The following is an 18,721-nucleotide window of genomic DNA, read 5'->3' as shown; positions in this document are numbered from 1 at the left end:
AGAAAGGGCACCCGAGGGTGCCCTTTCTTCATGCGCTGAAATCAGTTCAGCGCCGGCTTGTCACCGTTGATCGGAATCCGCTTGGCCTTGGCTTCTTCCGGCACGATGCGCAGCAGCTCGATGCTGAGCAATCCATTGGCCAGGCCCGCGCCCTTGACCTCGATGTGGTCGGCCAGGCGGAACGACAGCTTGAAGGCACGCTGGGCAATGCCCTGGTGCAGGAAGGTAACGCCTTCGCTGCTGCCGTCGCGCTTGCCGCCAGTCACCGTGAGGACGCCTTTTTCGACCTGCAGATCGAGGTCCTGCTCCTGGAAACCAGCGGCGGCCACCACGATGCGGTAGTGGTCATCACCGTGTTTTTCCACGTTGTAGGGCGGGTAGCTGCTACCGGCCTCATTACGGGCGGCGGCTTCGAACAGATCGTTGAAACGGTCGAAACCGACAGAGTTGCGGAAAAGTGGTGCGAGAGAGAAAGCGGTAGTCATGGTCATGAACTCCTGAGATTCAGCAAGTTAAGTCACTACGCGACCCGAGTTCGGCATCGCGTACTCAAGAGATATGTCCGGGCAAAAGGCTTTCAAGGGCCAACGTGAAAAAATTTACGCCAGGTTGGCTCAGGCAACACAGACTAGCGCCGCCTGCTCCTCCATCCCCAGCAAGCCGCTGATTCGCTGGCAGTCATCCTCCCGACGCAACTCAGCGAAGAGCGCCACCGCCTCGGGGTAACCGCGGGTCAGCATCGCCAGCCACTGCTTCATCCGCCCTGGGGCATAGCGCGGCGACAACTTATGCTGTGCCTGGCGCCAGAACTCGCGCAGCAGCGGCTGCAGCGCCTCCCAGCTTATCGGCTGATACTCGATACCATCCCGGGCCGCAGCGATCTGCAAGGCCAGATCCGGACGCGACACCAGCCCGCGGCCAAGCATGATGTGCTCGGCGCCGCTGACTTCGCGACAACGCCGCCAGTCGTCGACAGTCCAGATCTCGCCATTGGCGAACACCGGCACCTTGACCACATCCTGCACCCGCGCCACCCATTCCCAGTGGGCGGGCGGCTTGTAGCCCTCGACCTTGGTCCGCGCATGCACCACCAGGTGCGCCGAGCCGCCCTCGGCCAGCGCCGTGGCGCAGTCCAGGGCACCGTCGGGGCTGTCGTAGCCCAGGCGCATCTTTGCGGTCACCGGGATATGTGCCGGCACCGCCCGGCGCACTTCACGGACGATGGCATGCAACAGCTCCGGCTCCTTGAGCAGCACCGCCCCGCCCCGTGATTTGTTGACGGTCTTGGCCGGGCAACCGAAATTCAGGTCGATCACCGGCGCGCCCAGCTCGCAGGCCAGCGCTGCGTTCTCGGCCAGGCATACTGGGTCGGAGCCGAGCAATTGCACGCGCATCGGCACGCCAGCGGCGGTACGGGCGCCTTGGCGCAGCTCCGGTGCCAGCTTGTCGAACGAAGAGGCCGGCAGCAGGCGGTCGCAGACGCGGATGAACTCGGTGACGCACCAATCGATACCGCCCACACGGGTCAGGACGTCGCGCAGGATGTTGTCGACCAGCCCCTCCATGGGGGCCAGGGCAATTTGCATTTCAGGGTCTCGCCACGAAAAAGGCGGCAGTCTAGCAAACTTCCGCCAGCCGTCAGCTGCCGGTCAGCGCCGGGCCGTAGCCGTCGATGAATTCCGCCGGCATGCGCCTGGGCTTGCCGCTGGACAGCTCGATGCAGGCAAAGGTGGTCTGTGCCCGCAGCAAGGTCACGCCGTCACTCGGGCGCTTGAGCTGGAAGCGCCGGGTCATGCGCAGGCGCTGGTCCCAATCGATGATCCAGGTGGCCAGTTGCAGCTCGTCGTCCTCATAGGCGGCGGCGAGGTAGTCGATTTCATGGCGGACCACCGCCATGGCCCGGTCCAGCCGACGATACTCGGCCAGGTCCAGCCCCAGACGCTGGGAATGGCGCCAGGCGCAGCGCTCCAGCCAGGTGACGTAGACGGCGTTGTTGGCGTGGCCGAGGCCGTCGATATCCTCGCTGCCGACGCGAAGGTCGATGATGAATGGTGCCGCCAGATCCCAACTCATGCCTGCTCCTGGTTTTCAGTGAACGGGCAGAGTGTACCGGATGCTCAGGCGCTTTGCCGCGCCCGCTCGGTGGAGCGTGCGAGCAGCTCGATCACTGCCTGGCCCAGGCGCGGATCGGCCAGCACCCGCTGATGACCGCCCTCCTCCAGCAGCAGCAGGCGGCTGTCGAACCAGGCCTGGTGAATCAGCGGCGCCTCGCTGGCGGGCACTACGGGATCGTCCTCGGCATGCACCACCAAGCCCGGCACATCCAGTTGATAGGCACTGACATCCAGGCGCGCCACCTGGACGCCGACATCGCGCTCCACCTGGCGGATGAACGCGGCCCGCGCCCGCGCCGGCAAGCCCAGTCGCCGGGCAAAGCCACGCAGCACGCCGAGCAAACGGGCCGGAGCGGCGATGCTTACCGCCGCATCGGTGCGCAGCCCCCACTGCAGCGCCAGCAACAGGCTGGCGCCACCCATCGAGTGTCCGATCACCGCGCGCAGCGGCGGCAGTTCGGCGGCGGCCTCGAGCAAGGCGCGGGCAAACGCCACCACATGCGCCTGCTCGCCGGGCGAACGCCCGTGTGCCGGCCCTTCCAGCGACACCACGGTATGGCCGCTGTCCACCAGCCGCTCGATCAATGCCGCAAACTGGGTGGGGCGCCCTTCCCAGCCATGCATCAGCAATACCGTCGGCCCCTGCCCCCAGCGCAACGCCGACAACCCGAAGCGCAAGGTTATGCGCTCGGCCCTGGCCAGCAGCGGCAGCTCCCACGGTTTGGGCGGCAGGTTACGCGGAGTCATGAAGGCGCGGCGCATCTTGCCGGCGACATGTTCAGGGGCCAGGTGGCCGAGGGTGCCATTGACGCCACGAATCCAGCTCAGGGTAGTCATCGCCTTGCTCCAGGGTCAGGTTGCTCAGATCACCGCCGACTTGGCGGCACGCAGTATCCGGTCGGACAACTCGCCGTCGCCCAGGGCGCGGGCCACGGCGAGGCCGCCAACCATCAGGGCGAAATCGGCGAGCGCCTTGTCGATGTCCTCGGGACGGTCGACCATTTGCGCGGTCATCAGCTCGATGTGTTCGGCCAGCACGTCACGGAAGGCGTCGGGCAGGCGCTGCATCTCGCTCAGCGCATTGGGAATCGGGCAGGCCTGCACCTCGGTATCGCGGTGCTTGCGCGACAGGTAGAAGGCCGCGACCAACGCCCGGCGCTCGGTACCGTCAAGGGCTGGATCGAGCTGGGCGAGCAAGGCACGGCGTTCGGCCAGCAACTGGCTGAAGGCTTCGAGCATGAGCTCGTCCTTGCTGTCGAAGTGGGCATAGAAGCCGCCGACCGTAAGCCCCGCAGCGCCCATGACCTGGCTTACGCTCGGATCGGCCGGGCCTTGCTGGACCAGCGCGCTGCGCGCCGCATCGAGGATGCGCTGGCGGGTCTTGCTCTTCTTGTCGCTCATGGCTCACCTCTGAATATTATGATCGACATATTATGCTCATAATATTTTCTGGCAAGCGGAATCTGCGGCCATTGATCGGCACAGCTGGATTTTTTGGAAGGCAGAAAAAACAAAAGGCCCATTCAATAAGCGAATGAGCCTTATAAGTCCTGCAAAACGCAGGTAAAAAATTGGCGTCCCCTAGGGGACTCGAACCCCTGTTACCGCCGTGAAAGGGCGGTGTCCTAGGCCACTAGACGAAGGGGACTTTAACCTTCGTGCCGACCCGCTGTTGCGAATCGTGGCGAATTGGTGGAGCTAAGCGGGATCGAACCGCTGACCTCCTGCATGCCATGCAGGCGCTCTCCCAGCTGAGCTATAGCCCCGAGTAAAACAAAAGACGCATCGATCTGGATGATGAGCCTTTAAACTCCCGCAAAACGCGGGTAAAAGTGGCGTCCCCTAGGGGACTCGAACCCCTGTTACCGCCGTGAAAGGGCGGTGTCCTAGGCCACTAGACGAAGGGGACGTAACCTTCGTGCCGATCCGCCTTCGCGAATCGCGGCAAAATTGGTGGAGCTAAGCGGGATCGAACCGCTGACCTCCTGCATGCCATGCAGGCGCTCTCCCAGCTGAGCTATAGCCCCGGATTTCTAGCCTCTCGGCCCAGCGACATCATGCAACATCGCTTGTGTAAAACTGGCGTCCCCTAGGGGACTCGAACCCCTGTTACCGCCGTGAAAGGGCGGTGTCCTAGGCCACTAGACGAAGGGGACGAACCTTCTTACCTTCAAGACCCGTTCTCTGGAACCGGTCTTGCCTGAGGACCTTGGCCATCAAGCGGAATTTGGTGGAGCTAAGCGGGATCGAACCGCTGACCTCCTGCATGCCATGCAGGCGCTCTCCCAGCTGAGCTATAGCCCCACAATGTCGCTTTGAACCGAAGCGCTGGCTGGGTGCCTGGCGTTTCGTTTTCGTTCATCGCTGTGGACGGGGCGCATATTAAGATCGGATTGCAAGGCTGTCAAACGAATTTTCGAAAATATTCAAAAAATTTTTCACAGATAACAATCACTTACCGCCCTGCCCTGCCCCTCTGCGAGGAGTGCGGCCAGTGGGAGCGGGCTTGTCCCGCGATGGCGGTCATGAATCCGACATCGCAATCGCGGGGCAAGCTCGCTCCCACATGGCCGGAAAAGCCTGGATCAGGCGATGTTCGCCAGCAGCTTTTCCCACTCCTTGTTTTCCTTCTTCGACACGCCGCCGAGCAGGTCGATGGCCTGGCGCAGACGGTAGCGGGTCAGGTCGGGGCCGAGGATTTCCATGGCGTCGAGCACCGACACCGAGCTGGCCTGGCCGGTGATGGCGGCGAACATCAGCGGCATGGCGTCGCGCAACTTGAGCTCCAGCGACTCGACCACGGCCTGGATGCAGGCGGTGATGCGATCCTTTTCCCACTGGCGCAGGCTTTCCAGCTTCCACAGGATCAGCTGCATCACCTGGCGCACCTGGTCGGCCGACAGTTTCTTGCTCTCGAACAGTTTGGCGTCGAGCTTCAGCGCGCCTTCGAAGAAGAAGCCACCCAGCGGGGCGACCTGGCTGAAGGTTTCGACCCGGCCCTGAACGTGCGGGGCGATCTTCATCATGTAGTCGCTGTTGAACGCCCACTTCTGCACGCGCGCGGCGAACTCTTCCACCGGCAGTTCACGCAGCCACTGGCCGTTGAGCCAGGACAGTTTCTCGATGTCGAAAATCGGCCCGCCCAGGGAGATGCGCGACAGGTCGAAGTGTTCGACCATCTCGGCCAGCGAGAACTTCTCGCGCTCGTCCGGCATCGACCAACCCATGCGGCCCAAGTAGTTGAGCATGGCTTCGGGCATGAAGCCCATGCGCTCGTAGAAGGTGACCGAGGTCGGGTTCTTGCGCTTGGACAGCTTGCTCTTGTCCGGGTTGCGCAGCAACGGCATATAGCACAGCTTGGGCTGCTCCCAGCCGAAGTACTCGTAAAGCTTGATCAGCTTGGGCGCCGATGGCAGCCACTCTTCACCACGCAACACATGGGTGATGCCCATCAGGTGGTCGTCGACCACGTTGGCCAGGAAGTACGTCGGCAGGCCGTCGTTCTTCATCAGCACCTGCATGTCCATGCGATCCCATGGAATCTCGACATCGCCACGGAGCATGTCCGGGACCACGCAAATGCCTTCGCTCGGCACCTTCATGCGGATCACGTGCGGCTCGCCAGCGGCCAGGCGGCGCTGCACTTCCTCGTCGCTCAGCAACAGGGCGCGGCCGTCATAGCGCGGGGTTTCGCCGCGGGCCATCTGCTCGGCACGCATCTGCTCCAGCTCTTCGGCGGTGCAGAAGCAATAGAAGGCGTGGCCGGCATCGACCAGCTCCTTGGCATACCTGGCGTAGATCTCCCCGCGCTCACTCTGACGATACGGGCCGTGCGGGCCGCCGACGTCCGGGCCTTCGTTCCATTCGATGCCGAGCCAGCGCAGTGCGTCGAAGATCTGCTGCTCCGACTCACGGGTGGAGCGCAACTGGTCGGTGTCTTCGATACGCAGGATGAACTCACCGCCGTGCTGCTTGGCAAAGCAGTAGTTGAACAGGGCGATGTAGGCGGTGCCGACATGGGGGTCGCCAGTGGGCGATGGCGCAATACGCGTGCGAACGGTGGTCATTGAGAGTCTCGAACGAAGAGAAACAAAGGCGCGATGTTAGCAGGGAGCAGGCATCGGGCTCCAGCAATGGCGCTATCGTCACTTGTGGCCTTGCCATCCAGAGCTGTTAAATTTGCTTACACTTTTCAACGAATACCCCCATGCCTAGCCCACTCAAACGTCGCTTGCTGGTCTTCATTACCCTGGTACTGCTGGTCGGCCTCGCCTTCCTGGCCCACTGGTACTTCAAGGGACGCTTCTACGAGAGTACCGACAACGCCTATGTGCAGGGCGAGATCACGCGTATCTCCAGCCAGTTGGGGGCGCGTATCGACGAGGTGCGCGTGGAGGACAATCAGCACGTGAGCAAAGGCGACGTGCTGGTGCGCCTGGAAGCCGCCGACTTCGAACTCGCCGTCGAGCGTGCCCGTGCCGCACTGGCCAGCCGCGAGGCCGAACTCGCGCAGGCGCGCAGCCGCCTGACCCAGCAAGGCAGCCTGATCGCCGCGGGCCAGGCCCAGGTGGCCGCCAACCAGGCCAACCTCGACCGCTCGCAACTTGACCTAAACCGCGCCCAGGCTCTGCGCAAACCTGGATTCGTCTCCGAGGAGCGGGTCACTACCCTGTCGGCCGAAAGCCATGTCGCCCGCTCCCAAGTGGACAAGGCCCAGGCTGACCTCAAGGGCCAACGCCAGCAGGTCGACGCCCTGGCCGCCGAGCTCAAGCGCCTCGACGCGCAGATCGCCAATGCCCACGCCGACCTGGCCCAGGCCGAGCTGAACCTGACCCGCTGCGCGATCCACGCGCCGATCAGCGGCACCATCGGCCAGCGCAACGCACGCAACGGCCAGGTGGTGCAGGCCGGCGCCTACCTGATGTCGATCGTCCCCGACGAGGACATCTGGGTACAGGCCAACTTCAAGGAAACCCAGATCGGCGGGATGCACCCCGGCCAACGCGCCGAGCTGGTATTCGACAGCTACCCCGACACCCCGATCGAAGGCCGGGTCGACAGCCTGTTCGCCGCCTCCGGCGCGCAGTTCAGCCTGCTGCCGCCGGACAACGCCACCGGCAACTTCACCAAGGTCGTGCAGCGCCTGCCGGTCAAGCTGACCGTCGCCGCGGACAACCCGCTGCACGGTCGCATCCGCCCAGGCATGTCGGTGACCGTCACCGTCGACCTGCGCGGCGAAGACGACGACCAGCATGGCCGGTGACGCGCTGTTACGCCCGACCGCCGAGCCGACCCGGCGCGACTGGATCGCGGTGATGAGCGTGATGCTCGGTGCCTTCATGGCGGTGCTGGACATCCAGATCACCAATTCCTCGCTCAAGGACATCCAGGGCGCGCTGTCGGCGACCCTGGAGGAAGGCTCGTGGATCTCCACCTCCTACCTGGTGGCCGAGATCATCATGATCCCGCTGACCGCCTGGCTGGTGCAGCTGCTTTCGGCCCGACGCCTGGCGGTTTGGGTATCGCTGGGCTTCCTGGTGTCGTCGCTGTTGTGCTCGATGGCCTGGAACCTGGAAAGCATGATTGTGTTCCGCGCCCTGCAGGGCTTTACCGGCGGCGCGCTGATCCCGCTGGCCTTCACCCTGACGCTCATCAAGCTACCGGAGCACCACCGCGCCAAGGGCATGGCCATGTTCGCCATGACCGCCACCTTCGCCCCATCCATCGGCCCGGCCCTGGGCGGCTGGCTGACCGAGAACTGGGGCTGGGAATACATCTTCTACATCAACATCCCGCCGGGGCTGCTGATGATCGCCGGGCTGCTCTATGGGCTGGAAAAGAAGGAAGCGCACTGGGAACTGCTCAAGAGCACCGACTACGCTGGTATCGCCACCCTCGGCCTGGGCCTGGGTTGCCTGCAGGTGTTTCTCGAGGAAGGCCATCGCAAGGACTGGCTGGAGTCGAGCCTGATCGTCAGCCTGGGCACCGTCGCCCTGCTCGCCCTTATCCTGTTCGTGATCCTCCAGTTCTCCCGGCCGCACCCGTTGATCAACCTGCGCATCCTCGGCAACCGCAACTTCGGCCTGTCGAGCATCGCCAGCCTGGGCATGGGCGTCGGCCTGTATGGCTCGATCTACCTGTTGCCGCTCTATCTGGCGCAGGTGCAGGGCTACAACGCGCTGCAGATCGGCAAAGTGATCATGTGGATGGGCATACCGCAGCTGTTCCTGATCCCTCTGGTACCGCAGCTGATGAAGGTGATCCCGCCCAAGGTGCTGTGCGCCCTGGGCTTCTGCCTGTTCGGCGCAGCCAGTTTCGGCTCCGGCGTGCTCAACCCGGACTTTGCCGGCCCGCAGTTCAACCAGATCCAGGTGATCCGCGCCCTCGGCCAGCCGATGATCATGGTGACCATCTCGCTGATTGCCACGGCTTACATCCAGCCGCAGGACGCGGGGTCGGCTTCGAGCCTGTTCAATATCCTGCGCAACCTGGGGGGTGCCATCGGCATAGCCCTGCTGGCAACGCTGCTGGATGCGAGGACCAAAGTGTATTTCGACTATTTGCGCGAGGCGGTGGTGCCGAGCAATCCGCAGGTGGCCGAACGCCTGGCGCAACTGGCTGAACGCCTGGGCAGCGACAACGCGGCACTGGGCAAGCTGTCGGAGATCACCCACCAGCAGGCCCTGATCATGGCCTACAACGATGCCTTCCATTTCGTCGGCATCGGCCTTGTGGTGAGCATGCTGGCGGTGCTGTTGACGCGCAAGCTGCCGCAGGGGTTGAAAGCTGGGGAAGCCCATTGACCCATTGGCAAGCCCGCTTCCACACCACATAACACTAACAGGCGGCAATCAGCTGGCGATCAGCCGCTCGCGCAACTGTCCGATCTCGTCGCGCAATTGCGCCGCCGCTTCGAACTCCAGGTCGCGGGCGAACTGGAACATCTTCTCTTCCAGTTGCTTGATGCGCTTGGTGATCTGCGCCGGGGTCTGCAGCTCGACCTCGTAACGCCCGGCCTCCTCCGCCGCCTTGGCCATGCCCTTGCGCTTCTTGCTGCGGGCTCCAGGCACGGTGGCGCCTTCGAGGATGTCGGTGATGTCCTTGACCACGCCCTTGGGCACGATGCCGTTGGCCTGGTTGAAAGCGACCTGCTTCTCGCGGCGCCGCTCGGTCTCATCGATGGCTCGCTGCATGGAGCCGGTGATGTTGTCGGCGTAGAGGATCGCCCTACCGTTGAGGTTACGTGCGGCACGGCCGATGGTCTGGATCAGCGAGCGTTCCGAACGCAGGAAGCCCTCCTTGTCGGCGTCAAGGATCGCGACCAGCGACACCTCGGGCATGTCCAGCCCCTCGCGCAGCAGGTTGATCCCCACCAGCACGTCGAAAGTGCCGAGGCGCAGGTCGCGGATGATCTCGACCCGCTCGACGGTGTCGATGTCCGAGTGCAGGTAGCGCACCCGCACATCGTGATCGGCCAGGTAATCGGTGAGGTCCTCGGCCATGCGCTTGGTCAGCGTGGTGGCCAGCACGCGCTCGCCCAGGGCGACGCGCTTGCCGATCTCCGACAGCAAGTCGTCGACCTGGGTCAGTGCCGGACGCACCTCGACCTGCGGGTCGACCAGGCCGGTCGGCCGCACCACCTGCTCAACCACCCGCCCGGCATGCTCGGCCTCGTAGGGGCCAGGGGTGGCGGAGACGAAGATGGTCTGCGGGCTGACCGCCTCCCATTCATCGAAACGCATGGGACGGTTGTCGAGTGCCGACGGCAGGCGGAAGCCATACTCCACCAGGGTTTCCTTGCGTGAGCGGTCGCCCTTGTACATGGCGCCGACCTGCGGAACGCTGACGTGTGATTCGTCGATCACCAGCAGCGCGTCATCCGGCAGGTAATCGTAGAGCGTGGGCGGCGGCGCGCCGGCCGGGCGGCCGGAGAGGTAGCGCGAGTAGTTCTCGATGCCGTTGCAGTAGCCCAGTTCGAGGATCATCTCCAGGTCGAAACGGGTGCGCTGCTCCAGGCGCTGGGCCTCGACCAGCCTGTTGCTCGCGTGCAGGTACTCGAGGCGCTGCTTGAGCTCTTCCTTGATGCCGTCCACTGCCTCGACCAGGGTTTCCCGCGGGGTCACGTAGTGACTCTTGGGGTAGAAGGTGAAACGCGGCAGCTTGCGGATGACCTCGCCGGTGAGCGGGTCGAAAGCGGCGATGTTCTCCACTTCGTCGTCGAACAGCTCGATGCGGATGGCCTCGAGGTCTGATTCGGCCGGGAAGATGTCGATCACGTCGCCGCGCACGCGGAAGGTGGCGCGGGCGAAATCCATCTCGTTGCGGGTGTATTGCAGGTCGGCCAGGCGGCGCAACAGGGCGCGCTGGTCGAGCTTGTCGCCACGATCGACGTGCAGGACCATCTTCAGGTACGTCTCGGGGCTGCCCAGGCCGTAGATGCACGACACGGTGGTGACGATGATCGCGTCGCGTCGTTCCAGCAGCGCCTTGGTCGCCGACAGGCGCATCTGTTCGATATGGTCGTTGATCGAGGCGTCCTTCTCGATGAAGGTGTCCGACGACGGAACATAGGCTTCCGGCTGATAGTAGTCGTAATAGGAAACGAAATACTCGACGGCGTTGTTCGGGAAGAATGCCTTGAACTCGCCGTACAGCTGGGCGGCCAGGGTCTTGTTCGGCGCCAGCACCATGGTCGGGCGCTGCACCTGCTGGATGACGTTGGCGATGCTGAAGGTCTTGCCCGAGCCGGTCACCCCGAGCAGGGTCTGGTGCGAAAGGCCGGCGTCGATACCCTCGACCATCTGGCGGATGGCCTCGGGCTGATCGCCGGCCGGCTGGAAGCGGGTGACGAGCTGGAACTCGGACATGACGGACCTCGTGGATGTCGCGGCAACTGTAAATTTAGCCAGTAGTCTATACCCAAATGCGCCCCCCGGGCGCCAGATTCAAGTGCGACCCTCGCCCCTTCAAGGCAATGGACCGGGCAATTCGACCAATGGTCGAAAAATATTTGCGCAAACAGCCGGAAAAGCTGCGCCAGACTGTCGCAGTGACCGGTGGGTATCACTATACTGACTCCCCGTTTGCGCACCGCTTCAGTGCCTTCGGCTGGAGCGTGGCGACCCTATCACTCTCCTATCAGAGCCAAGGTAACAATGAGCCTGTTTTCCGCTGTCGAGCTGGCACCCCGCGACCCTATCCTGGGCCTCAACGAAGCATTCAACGCCGACCCACGCACCGACAAGGTGAACCTGGGCGTGGGCGTCTACTGCAATGAGGAAGGCCGCATCCCGCTGCTGCGCGCGGTGATCGCAGCCGAGACCGCCCGTGCCGCCCAGCACGCCTCCCGCGGCTACCTGCCGATCGACGGCATCGCCCAGTACGACCAGGCCGTGCAGAAGCTGATCTTCGGCGCCGAATCGCCGTTGCTGGCCGCAGGCCGCGTGGTCACCGTGCAGGCCGTCGGCGGTACCGGCGCGCTGAAGATCGGCGCCGATTTCCTCAAGCGCCTGCAGCCGGGCGCCGTAGTCGCCATCAGCGACCCGAGCTGGGAAAACCACCGTGCGCTGTTCGAGAGCGCCGGTTTCCCGGTACAGACCTACCGCTACTACGATGCCGCCAGCCAGGACGTCAACCGCGCCGGCATGCTCGAAGACCTGAACAGCCTGCCATCTGGTTCGGTCATCGTGCTGCACGCTTGCTGTCACAACCCGACCGGCGTCGACCTGTCGCTGGACGACTGGAAAAATGTGCTGGAAGTAGTCAAGGCAAAAGGCCACATCCCCTTCCTCGACATGGCCTACCAAGGCTTCGGTGCCGGCATCGACGAAGACGCCTTTGCCGTTCGCCTGTTCGCCGAGTCGGGCCTGGAGTTCTTCGTTTCCAGCTCGTTCTCCAAGTCGTTCTCGCTGTACGGCGAGCGTGTCGGCGCGCTGTCGATCGTCACCGCCTCGAAGGACGAGAGCACCCGCGTGCTGTCGCAGGTCAAGCGGGTTATCCGCACCACCTACTCCAACCCGCCGACCCACGGTGCCAGCATCGTCGCCGCGGTGCTCAACAGCCCCGAGCTGCGCCAGATGTGGGAAACCGAGCTGGCCGAGATGCGCGAGCGCATCCACGGCATGCGCAAGCAGATGGTCGAACTGCTGGCCGAGTACGGCGCCAAGCGTGACTTCAGCTTCGTCGGCCGCCAGTGCGGCATGTTCTCCTACTCGGGCCTGACCGTTGAACAAGTGGCACGCCTGAAGAACGAGTTCGGCATCTACGCGCTGGACACTGGCCGCATCGCGGTCGCCGCGCTGAACCAGAGCAACATCCACGTGGTCACCAAGGCCATCGTAGAAGTGCTGTAACTGCTTGATTGTCTAGGGGAAGCTTGACTTCCCCGAGACACGCAGTAAGATACGCGCAGATTCCGCGATAGCTCAGTCGGTAGAGCAAATGACTGTTAATCATTGGGTCCCTGGTTCGAGTCCAGGTCGCGGAGCCAAACTCTGAAAACCTCCAGATGCGCATGCACTGGAGGTTTTTTATTACCTGCGATTCAGCGCTTGGGCAACGGCTCGGTCACCGGCTTGCCTTCTTCCACCAGGCTCCATACCAGCAGCTTGGCTGGGGCACTTTTACTGGCATTGCGCGAGACGCTGTGCACCGTCCCCGGGGCCTCGTACCAGAATTCGCCGGCCTTGTAGGTCTTCTCCGATTCGTCATTGAGCTTGGATGTCACCGCGCCTTCCAGCACATAGGCCATGACCGCACCCGGATGCCAGTGGCCGGGCGATGCCTCGCCAGGGGCATAGCTCACCGTGAGCATCACGGCTTTGTTGCCAGGGGAATTGGTGGGGAGCTGCTCCTGGAGGATCCTGACCTGATCGGGCTTTTCGCCATGGGCCCAGGCCAGCGATAGTGGGGCGAGCAGGCCGAGCGTCAGCAGGGCCGCGGGGAAATGGACAGAACGCATGGGGCTTCTCCTGTAGGGATCTGCCTGCAGGTTAAGCCCGGCGTCACAAAGGGCAAACGGCCAATTCGCGGAAATAGCGGGAGGCCGATTGGCCGCCCGCCAGTGGCACTCAAATAAAAATCACACCCCGCAGATACAGCGCCCCCCGCCCACTGATGATCACTCGCCCATTGCCCGGCACATCACACTGCAACTGCCCCTTGCGCGCCCCACCCTGCTCACAGCGCAAGCTGTTTTTGCCCAGCCGTTCGGCCCAATAAGGCGCCAGGGAAGTGTGGGCCGACCCGGTCACCGGATCTTCATTGACCCCCACCCTGGGCCCGAACCATCGCGTGACGAAATCGAACCCCCGCCCCGCCGCCGTCACTGCAATCCCCCGCACATCGAATGACGACAACGCCACGAAATCCGGCTTGAGCCCTTCGATCAGCGAAGCATCGTCGATCACCAATACATAATCGTCCGTCCGATACAACGCCCGGGCCTCGCTCAACCCCAACGCCTCGAGCAACCCCGGCGCAATCTCGACGGCAACCGGCTGCTTGACCGGGAAATCCATTGCCAGCAGACCATCAGCGTTGCGGCTCACCCGCAATTCCCCGCTGCGGGTATTGAAGCGCAGCACCTCAGCCTGCTCCCCCAGTTGCTCGAATAGCACCCAGGCCGCGGCCAATGTCGCATGTCCACACAGGTCGACTTCCACCGCCGGGGTGAACCAGCGCAGATCGAACGCTTCGCCATTTCGTACGAAGTACGCCGTTTCGGACAGGTTGTTTTCCTCGGCGATGCGCTGCAGAACGTCGTCGGGCAGCCACTGTTGCAGGGGAATCACCGCCGCCGGGTTACCGCCGAATGGCACGGATGAAAAGGCATCGACCTGAAAAATCTCTAGTTGCATGCAAAGGCTCCTCAAGCCCGGCGCAGCACCGGGCGGACTCGAACAAGATTCAACCGCTAACCGGAACCGTATTGCCCAGCACCCTCAACGCAGCGGGCATCGCCGGCTAATCATCGAACCCATCCCGCTCGCACCTGGCAGATGATCGCTACTGCGCGAACGCCCTGCCCAAGCCGCCCGGCACGCCACTGCTGTCGGTTTCCTGCCAAGGCCCACTGGGGCTCAGCGACCAGCTCCAGCCGTTGTTCCAGCGGTAGTAGGTGCGCTGGCGGTAGAACGTATTGGGTTGCTTCTCCAGTACATAGACCCCAAGCTTCGGATCCCAATGGCTGGCGCCACCGGGCGGCGGCGCGAAGCTGGCAGAAGTGCGTGGCATGGGCTTGGGAATCGCCGCCGGCTTGCTCGGCTGGGTACCGGGCTGGCCACCTGGCAGTGGCTTGACCACCGGCCCCTGGTGCGGTGGCGGCGTGGTCTCGATCGGTGGCAGCGGTTCACGCTCCCCCGGCTGGTGCACCGTACACGCGGAAAGACCCAGGGCCAGGGTGATCAGGGTCAGGCGGACGGTGCTGTTCATGACGGTTGCTCTCTTACGAATCGGGGCTGTCGATGGTCAGGTGCTGGGTGGCCTGGGTGGTGGTGGCCAGTGGCGCACTCTGGCCCTTCCACTCGCCGCGAGTCGGCACGCCGGCGCGCGAGACTCGGGCAACCAGTTGGACTTCGGTGAAGTCCGACAGTTTCATCTGCGGCATCATCGCGTCGGCATCCGACAGCTCCACTTCGATCGGCAACTGTGCCACCGTCACCCGCTTGGCCGCCAGCGGCATGGGCGGGCCATTGCTGGCACGGGCGAAGATGAACACGGTGTCATCCGGGCGCACCTTGTCCTTGAGCGCCGCGCCCAGCTCGACCCGTACTTTCAGGCGCGCGGCCTCGGCGACCTTGCCGCCCCCGGCCTTGAGCTTGTCGGCGGCACGATCGATGCCACCCTGCAGCGCGGCACGAGAGGCATCACCCTCCGGCAATTGCGCCAACAGGCGCTGCCAGAAGTCGATGGCTTCCTGGAAGCGTTCGCCCTCGAACGCAGCGATGCCACGCAGGCCAAGGCTGGTGACTTCTCGTGGATCGGCTTTCAGCGCTTCATCGGTGAGCGCCTGCAGTTGCGCCGACCATTGTTTGTCGGCGGCGAAGTACAGCGCCTGGGCCCATTGCCCGAGCAGCTCGGGTTGGCGCCCGGCAAGGGCCACGGCACGCTCGAAGGCCTTGGCCGCATCAGCCGGCCGCTGCTCGGCCATGTATGCCCGGCCAAGGAAGTACAGGCCCTCGGCCGAGTCCGGCTGGGCCTGCACCGCGCGCTCCAGGCGTGTGGTCATTTCGCTCATCGACTGCGGCGCGCTGGCGAACTCCTGGGTCAACTCGACCTTGTCGGCTGCGCCGAAGTGCAGGTAGAGCCCCAGAGCCATCACCGGTACCAGCACCGCCGCCAGCAACGGAATGGCCTTGCCCAGGCGGCCCTGGCGCACCGCATCGTCGCGTTCGGTGTCAGCCAGCAGCTCGCGGGCGGCTTCGTCACGCCCCGTGGCCAATTGCCGGTCGTCAAGCACCCCGGCCGCCTGCTGGGCGGACAGTTCGGCGACGCGCTCCTCGTAGAGCGCCACATTGAGGGCGGTACGGTCTTGTTCGGCCTGCTGGCGGCGGTGGCCACGCAGGATCGGCAGCAGCAGGAAAGCCAGGGCGGCGAGCAACAACAGGCCCGCGCTAAGCCAGAATTCAGTCATGGGTATGTTCTTTATCCAGCAGTTTGGCCAGACGCTCGCGTTCGTCGGCGGACAGTTCGGTGTTGCCGGCCACAGCCTGCCCGCGGCGACGGCGGACGATCACCGCCAACACCACGAAACCACCGGCCAGGAGAATCCCCGGGCCGAACCAGAGCAGCCAGGTGCGCCCGCTCAGCGCCGGTTTGTAGCGCACGAAGTCACCGTAGCGATCGACCATGAAATCGACGATCTGCTGGTTGTTCTTGCCTTCACCCAGCATGCGGAAGATCTCGCGGCGCAGGTCGGCGGCGATCGGTGCGTTGGAATCAGCGATGTCCTGGTTCTGGCACTTGGGGCAGCGCAGTTCCTTGGTCAGTTGCTGGTAGCGCTCGCGCTCGGCTTCGTCGCGGAACTGGTAGGTGTCGATGGCGGCCTTGGCCACCCCGGCCAGGCTCAGGCCAAGCACGGCAGCAGTAAGCCAGCGCTTCATGGCCTGGCCTCGTCGACCAGGCCCTGGTACAGCGGCGCCAACTGCTCGCGCCACACCGTGGCATCGACCACGCCGACATGCTTGTAGCGGATGATGCCCTTGGCGTCGATCAGGAAGGTTTCCGGCGCGCCATACACGCCCAGGTCCAGGCCCAGCGTGCCTTGCTGGTCGGCGATGTTCAGCTGGTAAGGGTTGTGGAACTCGGCCAGCCACTTCAGCGCGGCGGCGTTGTCGTCCTTGTAGTTGACCCCGTGGATTACCACGCCCTGCTCGGCCAGCTGGTTCAGGTAGGGGTGCTCGACCTTGCAGGACGGGCACCAGGTGCCCCACACGTTGACCAGCGCCGGGCGCCCGAGCAGGTCGGCCTGGGTCAGGGTGCGGTCATCCTGCACCGACGCCAGGGAGAACGCCGGGAATGGCTTGCCGATCATCGCCGAAGGCAGTTCGTCGGGCTTGAGGAACAACCCCTTGTAGAGAAAGACCGCCACCAGCAGGAACACCGCCAGGGGCACCACCATGATCCAACGCTTCATGCAGTTGCTCCAGACACGCCCAGGGCCTCACGCACCCGGGTCTTGACCTTGACGCGGTAGCGCCGGTCGAAGGCCGCCAGCAAGCCGCCCAGGCCGGTCAGCAGACCGCCCAGCCAGATCCAGCGGACATAGGGTTTGATATGCACCCGCACCGCCCAGGCGCCGTTTTCCAGCGGCTCGCCCAAGGCGACATACAGGTCGCGGGTGAAACCGGCATCGATGCCGGCCTCGGTCATCATCGACTGCTGCACGGTGTACAGGCGCTTTTCCGGGTGCAGCACGGACACTTCGCGGCCATTGCGCGAAACGCGAATAGTGCCCTTGTCAGAGATGAAGTTCGGGCCTTCGAAGTGCTTGGCGCCCTCGAACAGGAAGTGGTAACCGCCCAGCTCGACGCTCTCACCCGGTGCCATGCGCAGGTCGCGCTCGGCGCTGTTGTTGCTCGACAGCACCACGCCCAGGGCGCAGACCACCAGCCCGAGGTGCGCCAGGTGCATGCCCCAATAGCTGCGGTTAAGGCCACCCAGGCCTTTGACCAGGCCCTTGTGACGGGTCTTGTCGAGGATATCGCGCACGCCAGCGAGCACCACCCATGCGGCCAGGGCGAACACGCTGAGGGCCGGCCAGTCGAAGTCATCGACGATCAACCCCGCGATCGGCGCCAGCACCGCGCTACCGATCAGCACCGGGGTCAGCATGCCGGCCAGCCACTTGCCGGGGGTGTCCTTCCAGCGCACCACCACACCGATACCCAGCACCACCATCAGCAGCGCCATCAGCGGCAGGAACAAGGCGTCGAAGTACGGCGGGCCGACCGACAACTTGGCCCCGGTCAGGGCGTCGAGCACCAGCGGGTACAGCGTGCCGAGCAGGATCATCGACGCCGCCACCACCAACACCAGGTTGTTGGCCAGCAGCAGCGTTTCACGGGACCATAAGGCAAAGCCCACCTGGCTCTTGACCACCGGGGCACGCAGGGCGAAGAGGGTCAGCGAGCCGCCGACCACGAACAGCAGGAAGAACAGGATGAAGATGCCGCGCGAAGGATCGGCGGCGAACGCGTGCACCGAGGTCAGTACACCGGAACGCACCAGGAATGTACCCAGCAGACTCAGGGAGAAGGCGGCGATGGCCAGCAGCACGGTCCAGCTCTTGAACACCCCGCGCTTTTCGGTGACCGCCAGCGAGTGGATCAGCGCCGTGCCCACCAGCCAGGGCATGAACGAGGCGTTCTCGACCGGGTCCCAGAACCACCAGCCGCCCCAGCCCAGTTCGTAGTAGGCCCACCACGAGCCGAGGGTGATACCGACGCCAAGGAAGGCCCAGGCGACGATGGTCCAGGGCCGCGACCAGCGCGCCCAGGCGGCGTCCAGACGCCCGCCGAGCAAGGCGGCGATGGCGAAGGCGAACGCCACCGAGAAGCCCACGTAGCCCATGTACAGCATCGGCGGGTGGACGATCAGGCCGAAGTCCTGCAGCAACGGGTTGAGGTCGCGACCGTCGCCCGGCACCTGCGGCAGCAGGCGCTGGAACGGGTTGGAAGTGATGATCAGGAAGCTCAGGAAGCCCACGCTGATCATGCCCATGACCGCCAGTACCCGGGCCAGCATCACCTGGGGCAACTGGCGCGAGAAGATCGACACGGCGAAGGTCCAGCCGCCGAGGATCAACGCCCACAGCAGCAGTGAGCCTTCGTGCGCGCCCCAGACGGCACTGAACTTGTAGTACCAGGGCAAGGCGCTGTTGGAGTTGCTGGCCACATAGGCGACCGAGAAGTTGTCGGTCATGAAGGCGTGGGTGAGGCAGGCAAAGGCGAAGGCCAGGAAGGCGAACTGCCCCCAGGCCGCCGGCCGCGCCAGGCCCATCCACAGGCTGTCGCCGCGCCAGGCGCCGAGCAGCGGCACGCTGGCCTGCACGGCGGCGAAGCAGATGGCCAGGATCATCGCCAGCTGGCCGAGCTCGGGGATCACCA

At 64.3% G+C, this 18,721-nt stretch carries 17 protein-coding genes and 7 tRNA genes; 4 read left to right on the top strand and 20 right to left on the bottom strand.

Annotation, left to right across the window (positions count from 1 at the left end; genetic code table 11):
- Window positions 1–41: 41 nt before the first annotated feature.
- The 12 genes from OH705_RS22380 to gltX form a co-directional block, all read right to left on the bottom strand.
- A complete protein-coding gene (locus OH705_RS22380; RefSeq protein ID WP_031315058.1) occupies window positions 42–485 on the bottom strand; it encodes an Hsp20 family protein in 444 nt (147 codons plus the stop codon).
- A 129-nt stretch (window positions 486–614) separates the two neighbouring features.
- The gene (locus tag OH705_RS22375; RefSeq protein ID WP_038706541.1) at window positions 615–1,586 is read right to left on the bottom strand and encodes a tRNA dihydrouridine synthase; all 972 of its coding nucleotides are present in this window, start codon (window positions 1,584–1,586) and stop codon (window positions 615–617) included.
- A gap of 52 nt (window positions 1,587–1,638) precedes the next feature.
- A complete protein-coding gene (locus OH705_RS22370) occupies window positions 1,639–2,073 on the bottom strand; it encodes an acyl-CoA thioesterase (RefSeq protein WP_023632910.1) in 435 nt (144 codons plus the stop codon).
- A 44-nt stretch (window positions 2,074–2,117) separates the two neighbouring features.
- Window positions 2,118–2,951 carry an alpha/beta fold hydrolase gene (locus OH705_RS22365; RefSeq protein ID WP_038706542.1) on the bottom strand — a complete coding sequence of 278 codons (834 nt, stop codon included), beginning with the start codon at window positions 2,949–2,951 and terminating at the stop codon, window positions 2,118–2,120.
- Between the two features lie 24 nt (window positions 2,952–2,975).
- On the bottom strand, window positions 2,976–3,515 hold the full coding sequence (locus OH705_RS22360; RefSeq protein WP_023631831.1) for a TetR/AcrR family transcriptional regulator: 540 nt from the start codon (window positions 3,513–3,515) through the stop codon (window positions 2,976–2,978).
- Between the two features lie 171 nt (window positions 3,516–3,686).
- Window positions 3,687–3,762, bottom strand: a tRNA-Glu gene (locus OH705_RS22355).
- A 42-nt stretch (window positions 3,763–3,804) separates the two neighbouring features.
- A tRNA-Ala gene (locus OH705_RS22350) sits at window positions 3,805–3,880 on the bottom strand.
- Window positions 3,881–3,947: 67 nt separating this feature from the next.
- A tRNA-Glu gene (locus tag OH705_RS22345) sits at window positions 3,948–4,023 on the bottom strand.
- A 42-nt stretch (window positions 4,024–4,065) separates the two neighbouring features.
- Window positions 4,066–4,141: transfer RNA gene (locus OH705_RS22340), tRNA-Ala, on the bottom strand.
- Window positions 4,142–4,194: 53 nt separating this feature from the next.
- Window positions 4,195–4,270: transfer RNA gene (locus OH705_RS22335), tRNA-Glu, on the bottom strand.
- Between the two features lie 72 nt (window positions 4,271–4,342).
- Window positions 4,343–4,418 (bottom strand) — tRNA-Ala (locus OH705_RS22330).
- A gap of 281 nt (window positions 4,419–4,699) precedes the next feature.
- Window positions 4,700–6,181 carry a glutamate--tRNA ligase gene (gltX, locus tag OH705_RS22325; RefSeq protein WP_046854712.1) on the bottom strand — a complete coding sequence of 494 codons (1,482 nt, stop codon included), beginning with the start codon at window positions 6,179–6,181 and terminating at the stop codon, window positions 4,700–4,702.
- A 140-nt stretch (window positions 6,182–6,321) separates the two neighbouring features.
- Here gltX and OH705_RS22320 point away from each other — a divergent pair, with 140 nt between their 5' ends.
- Together OH705_RS22320 and OH705_RS22315 are read left to right on the top strand one after the other, a co-directional pair.
- Window positions 6,322–7,377, top strand: coding sequence for an HlyD family secretion protein (locus OH705_RS22320; protein ID WP_094012467.1), 1,056 nt, complete (start codon window positions 6,322–6,324; stop codon window positions 7,375–7,377).
- Between the two features lie 49 nt (window positions 7,378–7,426).
- The gene (locus tag OH705_RS22315) at window positions 7,427–8,917 is read left to right on the top strand and encodes an MDR family MFS transporter (RefSeq protein ID WP_177182952.1); all 1,491 of its coding nucleotides are present in this window, start codon (window positions 7,427–7,429) and stop codon (window positions 8,915–8,917) included.
- Between the two features lie 48 nt (window positions 8,918–8,965).
- On the opposite strand, the gene uvrB is transcribed toward OH705_RS22315, so the two are convergent.
- Window positions 8,966–10,981 carry an excinuclease ABC subunit UvrB gene (uvrB, locus tag OH705_RS22310; protein ID WP_267303017.1) on the bottom strand — a complete coding sequence of 672 codons (2,016 nt, stop codon included), beginning with the start codon at window positions 10,979–10,981 and terminating at the stop codon, window positions 8,966–8,968.
- 288 nt (window positions 10,982–11,269) lie between these two features.
- On the opposite strand from uvrB, the gene OH705_RS22305 reads away from it, so the two are divergent.
- Together OH705_RS22305 and OH705_RS22300 are read left to right on the top strand one after the other, a co-directional pair.
- On the top strand, window positions 11,270–12,466 hold the full coding sequence (locus OH705_RS22305) for an amino acid aminotransferase (protein ID WP_094012465.1): 1,197 nt from the start codon (window positions 11,270–11,272) through the stop codon (window positions 12,464–12,466).
- A gap of 61 nt (window positions 12,467–12,527) precedes the next feature.
- A tRNA-Asn gene (locus OH705_RS22300) sits at window positions 12,528–12,603 on the top strand.
- Between the two features lie 54 nt (window positions 12,604–12,657).
- On the opposite strand, the gene OH705_RS22295 is transcribed toward OH705_RS22300, so the two are convergent.
- The 7 genes from OH705_RS22295 to OH705_RS22265 all read right to left on the bottom strand — a co-directional run bounded on the left by OH705_RS22295 (window position 12,658) and on the right by OH705_RS22265 (window position 18,719).
- Window positions 12,658–13,074, bottom strand: a complete 417-nt coding sequence (locus OH705_RS22295; RefSeq protein ID WP_104445096.1) for a cupin domain-containing protein — start codon at window positions 13,072–13,074, stop codon at window positions 12,658–12,660.
- A 109-nt stretch (window positions 13,075–13,183) separates the two neighbouring features.
- On the bottom strand, window positions 13,184–13,972 hold the full coding sequence (locus OH705_RS22290) for a PhzF family phenazine biosynthesis protein (RefSeq protein ID WP_094012464.1): 789 nt from the start codon (window positions 13,970–13,972) through the stop codon (window positions 13,184–13,186).
- A gap of 148 nt (window positions 13,973–14,120) precedes the next feature.
- Window positions 14,121–14,546, bottom strand: a complete 426-nt coding sequence (locus OH705_RS22285; RefSeq protein ID WP_038706546.1) for a hypothetical protein — start codon at window positions 14,544–14,546, stop codon at window positions 14,121–14,123.
- Window positions 14,547–14,559: 13 nt separating this feature from the next.
- A complete protein-coding gene (gene ccmI, locus OH705_RS22280; protein WP_038706547.1) occupies window positions 14,560–15,747 on the bottom strand; it encodes a c-type cytochrome biogenesis protein CcmI in 1,188 nt (395 codons plus the stop codon).
- Entirely contained in the window at window positions 15,740–16,216 is a 477-nt protein-coding gene (locus OH705_RS22275; RefSeq protein WP_023632294.1) for a cytochrome c-type biogenesis protein, read from the bottom strand. Before OH705_RS22275 ends, ccmI begins: the two co-directional genes overlap by 8 nt.
- Window positions 16,213–16,749 carry a DsbE family thiol:disulfide interchange protein gene (locus tag OH705_RS22270; protein WP_023632293.1) on the bottom strand — a complete coding sequence of 179 codons (537 nt, stop codon included), beginning with the start codon at window positions 16,747–16,749 and terminating at the stop codon, window positions 16,213–16,215. Before OH705_RS22270 ends, OH705_RS22275 begins: the two co-directional genes overlap by 4 nt.
- Complete coding sequence (locus OH705_RS22265; protein ID WP_193385822.1) at window positions 16,746–18,719, bottom strand: heme lyase CcmF/NrfE family subunit; 1,974 nt, start codon at window positions 18,717–18,719, stop codon at window positions 16,746–16,748. The genes OH705_RS22270 and OH705_RS22265 overlap by 4 nt, the downstream gene beginning before the upstream one ends.
- Between the last annotated feature and the right edge of the window lie 2 nt (window positions 18,720–18,721).

The sequence above is a fragment of the Pseudomonas sp. BJa3 genome, from assembly GCF_026343815.1.
GTDB lineage: Bacteria > Pseudomonadota > Gammaproteobacteria > Pseudomonadales > Pseudomonadaceae > Aquipseudomonas > Aquipseudomonas soli.
Note: the sequence above shows the minus strand (reverse complement) of the source record. Positions and strands in the feature narration are given on the sequence as shown.